The sequence below is a fragment of the Dokdonella sp. genome, from assembly GCF_049593775.1.
Taxonomy (GTDB): domain Bacteria; phylum Pseudomonadota; class Gammaproteobacteria; order Xanthomonadales; family Rhodanobacteraceae; genus Dokdonella.
The window spans coordinates 1-5,206 of sequence record NZ_JBAWHJ010000276.1 but is presented as its reverse complement, the minus strand read 5'-3'; the positions used below and the strand labels follow the sequence as shown (position 1 = coordinate 5,206).

Annotated in this window: 4 protein-coding genes; 1 reads left to right on the top strand and 3 read right to left on the bottom strand. The window is 58.3% G+C overall.

The window, feature by feature from the left end; genetic code table 11:
- The 3 genes from WBP53_RS09815 to WBP53_RS09805 form a co-directional block, all read right to left on the bottom strand.
- Positions 1-353 (bottom strand): hypothetical protein (locus tag WBP53_RS09815; RefSeq protein ID WP_423928399.1); only part of this gene is annotated, 353 nt, incomplete at its 3' end.
- A 146-nt stretch (positions 354-499) separates the two neighbouring features.
- A complete protein-coding gene (locus tag WBP53_RS09810; RefSeq protein ID WP_423928397.1) occupies positions 500-3,178 on the bottom strand; it encodes a TonB-dependent receptor domain-containing protein in 2,679 nt (892 codons plus the stop codon).
- A 152-nt stretch (positions 3,179-3,330) separates the two neighbouring features.
- The gene (locus WBP53_RS09805) at positions 3,331-4,185 is read right to left on the bottom strand and encodes a DMT family transporter (protein WP_423928395.1); all 855 of its coding nucleotides are present in this window, start codon (positions 4,183-4,185) and stop codon (positions 3,331-3,333) included.
- 235 nt (positions 4,186-4,420) lie between these two features.
- On the opposite strand from WBP53_RS09805, the gene WBP53_RS09800 reads away from it, so the two are divergent.
- The gene (locus WBP53_RS09800; RefSeq protein ID WP_423928393.1) at positions 4,421-4,909 is read left to right on the top strand and encodes an NUDIX hydrolase; all 489 of its coding nucleotides are present in this window, start codon (positions 4,421-4,423) and stop codon (positions 4,907-4,909) included.
- The last annotated feature ends 297 nt before the right edge of the window (positions 4,910-5,206 follow it).

Genomic DNA, 5,206 nt, shown 5'->3' with positions numbered 1-5,206 from the left:
GTGCCAATCGGAGTGACGGTCACGGGCTCGGAACCGGAGAAGGTAGCGCCCTCAACCTTGCCAACAGGCTTGCCGCTCCAGGCGAACTCGAACTCGTTGATGTCCCAGTTGGCGGTGATCCAGAAAGGATTGCCGTCGGCATCGAATGTCGAGCCGAAAAGAAAGATGACCTTGTCACCATTGGGTCGGGTAAGAACATCCACGCCCCAACCCTTGCCTTGACGTTCCAGATCACTCCAGTTGCCCGAAAACGCGTCGGACATCGTCACTGCGGCGTTTGCCGTCGTGGCGAACAGACCACCGGCAACACAGGTCGCCAATGCGGCTGCTTTTGCTACTTTGCTGAATCTCATTCTCGATCTCCATTGATTGGAAGCGTGGTTGCCACGTGCCGGATCGAGCACGAGCGACTGATTTCAGAGGATGCACAGGAATCGATGACAGCATCCTTTCCGTCAAATGATGCTTTCACTACGGTTTCACGAATCATGTTTCAGTGTTATTTCAACGGCCGCCATTCCAGCGAAAACAGCACTTCGCGTCCCTTCTGATAGAGCCGTGTATCCAGACCACCCTGGGTAAAACGCACCTCGGAATCGAGTAGATTGCGTAGCCGAAAGGTCGTGCGCCAATTGTCATTTATGAAATGACGCCAGATGAAGTCGAGGCTGTTGTAGGACTCTTCGTACACATCAGGCTGCCCCTGAACGCCGACTTCGGAAATACGGCTGCCAAAGCGGCTCCAGAGCAGATTCGCCTCATTGCGCTCGGATGTGTAACCAAAGTTCAGATTGACAACATAGGGTGACTGGCCCTGCATGGGCCGCGACAGATTGGTCTGGAAGCCCGCGCTTTCAGTGTCGAGTTCGATCGACGACTTGACCCTGGTGTAGTTGAAGCCAACGTCGAATGGACTCGTGTCGAGGCTCTCGAGCCAACGCTCGCCCACGAAACCGAGATTCTTCTGCAGGTCGACTTCGACACCGTAGTTGTCCGCACTCAGCGCATTGGAGAGTTGCAGCAGCGGTGTTGACCCCGGAATGCGAAGCTTCTCGATCGGGTTGTCGAATTTCTTCTGGAACAAGGCGATTGCAAAGGTATCCGCTCCGCCGAAGTAGTACTCCCAACGCAAGTCGAGATTCTGAATGCGCGTCGAGAGCAGATCCGGGTCGCCGATCGTATCGATATCGAGATCTGGATCCGTGTACGGAGCCGGCGACAATTCGCGGAAATCGGGGCGTGACAGCGTCTTGCTGTAGGCAAAACGGAGCTGTGCCGCATCGCTGTAGGCCCAGGTGACCGCAAGAGCCGGAAGCCAGATATCGGAATCGTCACTTGAAATGATCGGATCGAAACTCGAACTGCCGACATCGAATGTTGTAACCGACTGCGTATTCGACTCGTGGCGTGCGCCGGCGCTGACTCGCCACATGCCCAGATCAAGCTCGGCATTCAGAAAATAGCTGTCGATTGCCTGGTCTGCAAAGTAGTTGTCGGTCGGTCGGGTGACCTCGCGCAGAACGAACCCTTCGGGGCCGATATTGGCTGCCGTGAGAATCTGGTCGATCGGCTGTGCGAAGAAGCCCGGCTCACTGTTCAACGGCGATCCGGATGCGAGCAGGTAGGAAAATGTGCGTATCGACGAATCACGATTTCGCGTCGTCCGCCCGAGTCCGCCGCTGAGAAGCAAGGACGAACCGCTATCGAAGTAGAACGGAAGTACGCCACTGATCGCATAGTCGTTCTGGCTGTCGTCCAGTTCTCCGAAACTGGATGCATTGGCGTCCGAACGACGGGAGTACTCAAGCACGTCGTCGGCGCGATCGTAGCGGTAAGTGCGACGATTGGGCTGGTCGCGGCTTGCATCGGAGTGGGTGTACTGCCAGTGGATCTCAAGATCGTGGGCATCGGGAAACATGTGCGTACCGATCAATTGTCCGGCGATCAGTTCATTCTCGGTCCAGCGCATCTCGTAGTAGCTCGAATCCACGCTGTCGACGATGCCGTCGCTGATCCGGGTCAGGTCCTGGGTCTGACGCAGGTCGAGCAGGGTCAACCCAATCCGGTGGTACCTGCCCAGATCCAGATTTGCGCCGATGAAGGCGCTGGAATCGACTTCGCGCCCGCTGAGATCGATCTCCAGATTTCCGACCTGGGTCAGTCCGCTGTTGCTGTTTGCGTAGATGCTGCGGACCTCAGCTACCGAGTCCCAATCCTGGTTGTAGCGGAACGCACCAATCAGCCCGAGGCGCACATCGTCGCTGAGCTGGAAGCTGTTGCCCAGACCAATCGAGAGCCCGCCATCAGGACCGATGCGATCGGGACCAATGCCGAATCCGGACTCAGCCAGGTCCTGGCCGTACTGCTGAAGTTGTTCGGGCGTTGCGCCCCCCGGATTGTTGGCCGAGGCAGGCCGCAGGTAATTGCCTCCGGAAATGGCCGCTTCCAGTGAGCCCGGCAGGGCACGCGTACCGTCGTCGGAGCCTGTCCAGTCGCTGTCACCACCTTCATAGCTCAGACCGTCCTGAAACGTTGTGCCAGCGGTATATCCAATTGTCCCCTGGATGCGGAAGAACGGCTTCTGCGGCGCCTCGCGCGTCCTGAGTATCACGGCGCCGCCGCCAAACTCGCCGGGCAGATTCGGCGAGTAGGTTTTCTGCACGATAATGCCGTCGAGCAACTCGGTCGGGAACAGATCGAGAGGCACCACCCGGCGAGTAAAATCCGGGCTTGGAATCTGCGCGCCGTTCAACAACACGCTTGAATATCGTTCGCCCAGGCCGCGTACGTAGACGTATCGGCCGTTGACCACGCTCAAGCCCGGTACGCGCTTCAGCGTCGTCGCCACATCGGAATCGCCGGTGCGTGCAATCTGTTCCGAACTCAGGGCTTCGACGATCTCTGGGGATGCCCGCTTCTCATCGAGATAGAGCACCTCGTTATCGTTCCCGACCTTGCCCTGCACCTCCACACCACGCAGCTCGACGGTGCCCGGATCGTCCGCGGGCAGAAGGTCGTCGGTCCCGGCTTCGAGCTCCTCCTCGGCCAGCGTGTCGCGTCGGGCAGCGGAATCCTCTGCTCCCTCCTCGACGAGAGCAAGATCACTCTGGGCAACTGCCGGCGATAGAGCCAGCAAAAGTGCAGCAACAAGAGTTCCGCGCCGAAGCGGACGATTCACATATTGTTTCATTTTTGGTTTCATTCAGTGACAAGGCCGCGATGCGCAAGGCCAAAGTCCCGAACCGTAACGGCGCGACGTTACTGTCGAATGACGGTGATACGACAAGCACATGAAACAACGAGTACGGATCTGCGCAAACGCCCGGGAATCTAGCGATCAGCGGGCTTCGATGAAGAACTGTGCAGGCTGATCCACGCGCCGATCATCAGCAGCAAGATCGCCACTGCCTGGCTCCAATGCGCTTGCACTTCACCACTCAGCAGCAGGAGCAAGGTCGACAGCAAGGGCGCTGCGTATGAGAGCGTGCCGAGCAACGCAATGTCGCCGTGCTTGGTACCACGATCCCAGAGTCGAAAGGCGATCCCGACCGGGCCCATACCCATCAGCAACAAGACCAGCCATTGCCCGCCAGTCGGCATGATCGTGGTTTCGAAAATCAGATGCGTGATGATCGCAAGCCCCGCTACGGCCAGGCATGCCCCGGCAATCGCGGCACTGGGTACGGCGTGGAATCGACGATTCAGCACCGAGTAGGTCGACCAGGTCACGGCGGCACAAAGTGCTGCCAGATACCCGAACCAGTACACGCCTTCGAATATGAAGCCCTGGCCGCGCCCCAGCATGATGATGACGCCAGCCAGCCCCAGTGCGGTACCGGCAAATTGCGCAGGACGCGGGCGAGCGAAGGGCAGGAACGCGGCGAATACCACGATCAACAAGGGCCATAGATAGTTGATCAGATTGGCCTCGATCGCGGGAGCATGCCGAAAGGCAATGAAGTACAGCGCGTGATATCCGTACAAGCCAGCGACCGCAAGAAGAAAACCCGGCAAGGGCTGAAGCAAACCGAAATACCGTCCGGCAGAACGGCCACCCGCAAGCAAGCTGACAAACCCGCCAACTGCAAAGCTTGTAGCCAACACCTGGAATGGGGGAAGGTTCGACGTAAACACGGTCATCAGCGCCAGGGACGACCAGAGCAGGATCGCCAAGGCGCCACTCATGGTCGCCAATCGGGTCTGATCATCCTTCTGCACTCGAGACGGCATGACTGGAGTGAATCCCCTCTGCTCAAGACTTTTCCGCAAGATACTCTGCAACGGGCCGATTGCGGCCGTGCTTCGCGCGACAGTGCTGGTTGTCTGATGTACCCGGCCTAGCAGTGCCGCCTCTCTACCAATACAGAAATCGCTGCCGATCTGCGAAAATGATGCACCCTGTCTTTAGCCGCGACGAATCATGCCCTACACCCCGATTGTTGCAACGCTCGGCTACGTGATTTCTGCAGACCGATCCCAGGTTCTGCTGGTGCACAGGAACGCACGTGCCAACGACCAGCATTTCGGAAAATACAACGGTCTCGGCGGCAAGATGGATCCAGGCGAGGATGTCGTCACCTGCATGCGACGAGAACTTCGCGAAGAGGCTGAAATCGAATGCATCGACCTACGCTTGCGCGGCACGATCAATTGGCCAGGTTTTGGCAAGAATGGTGAAGACTGGCTCGGCTTCATTTTCCTGATCGAGCAATTCGCAGGCATGCCACCGAAAAGCAACGAAGAGGGGCAGCTTGAGTGGATCGATCTGGACCGCTTGCCCGAACTCCCATTGTGGGAAGGCGACAGCCACTTTCTCCCGCTGGTATTCGATGCCGACCCGCGTCCTTTCCACGGCGTCATGCCGTACCGGGACGGCGCCATGGTGTCCTGGAACTATTCACGCATCTGAGGTCGCGACCCACGACGACGTTGCCGTAGTGGATGGCAAGCCCTACCTAGGCAAGTGGGCCGATTGATCGACAGGCGAAGGGTCCGGCGGAGGCTGGGCTGGCGCGGAATCCAATTCAGAATTCGCCGCGCGGGTTTCGTCTTCCCTGACCGGCTTGTCGTCTCCCTTCCTGTTCGGGTCGCTGACAGGCTCAGGCTTGGGCTGTATCGCAGGCGATCGATCCTCATCAGCTGCAGGTCGTTCGGAATCCGTGCCTGGGTCGCTCTCGGCAGAAATTTTTGCTGCGTCGAACTGTTC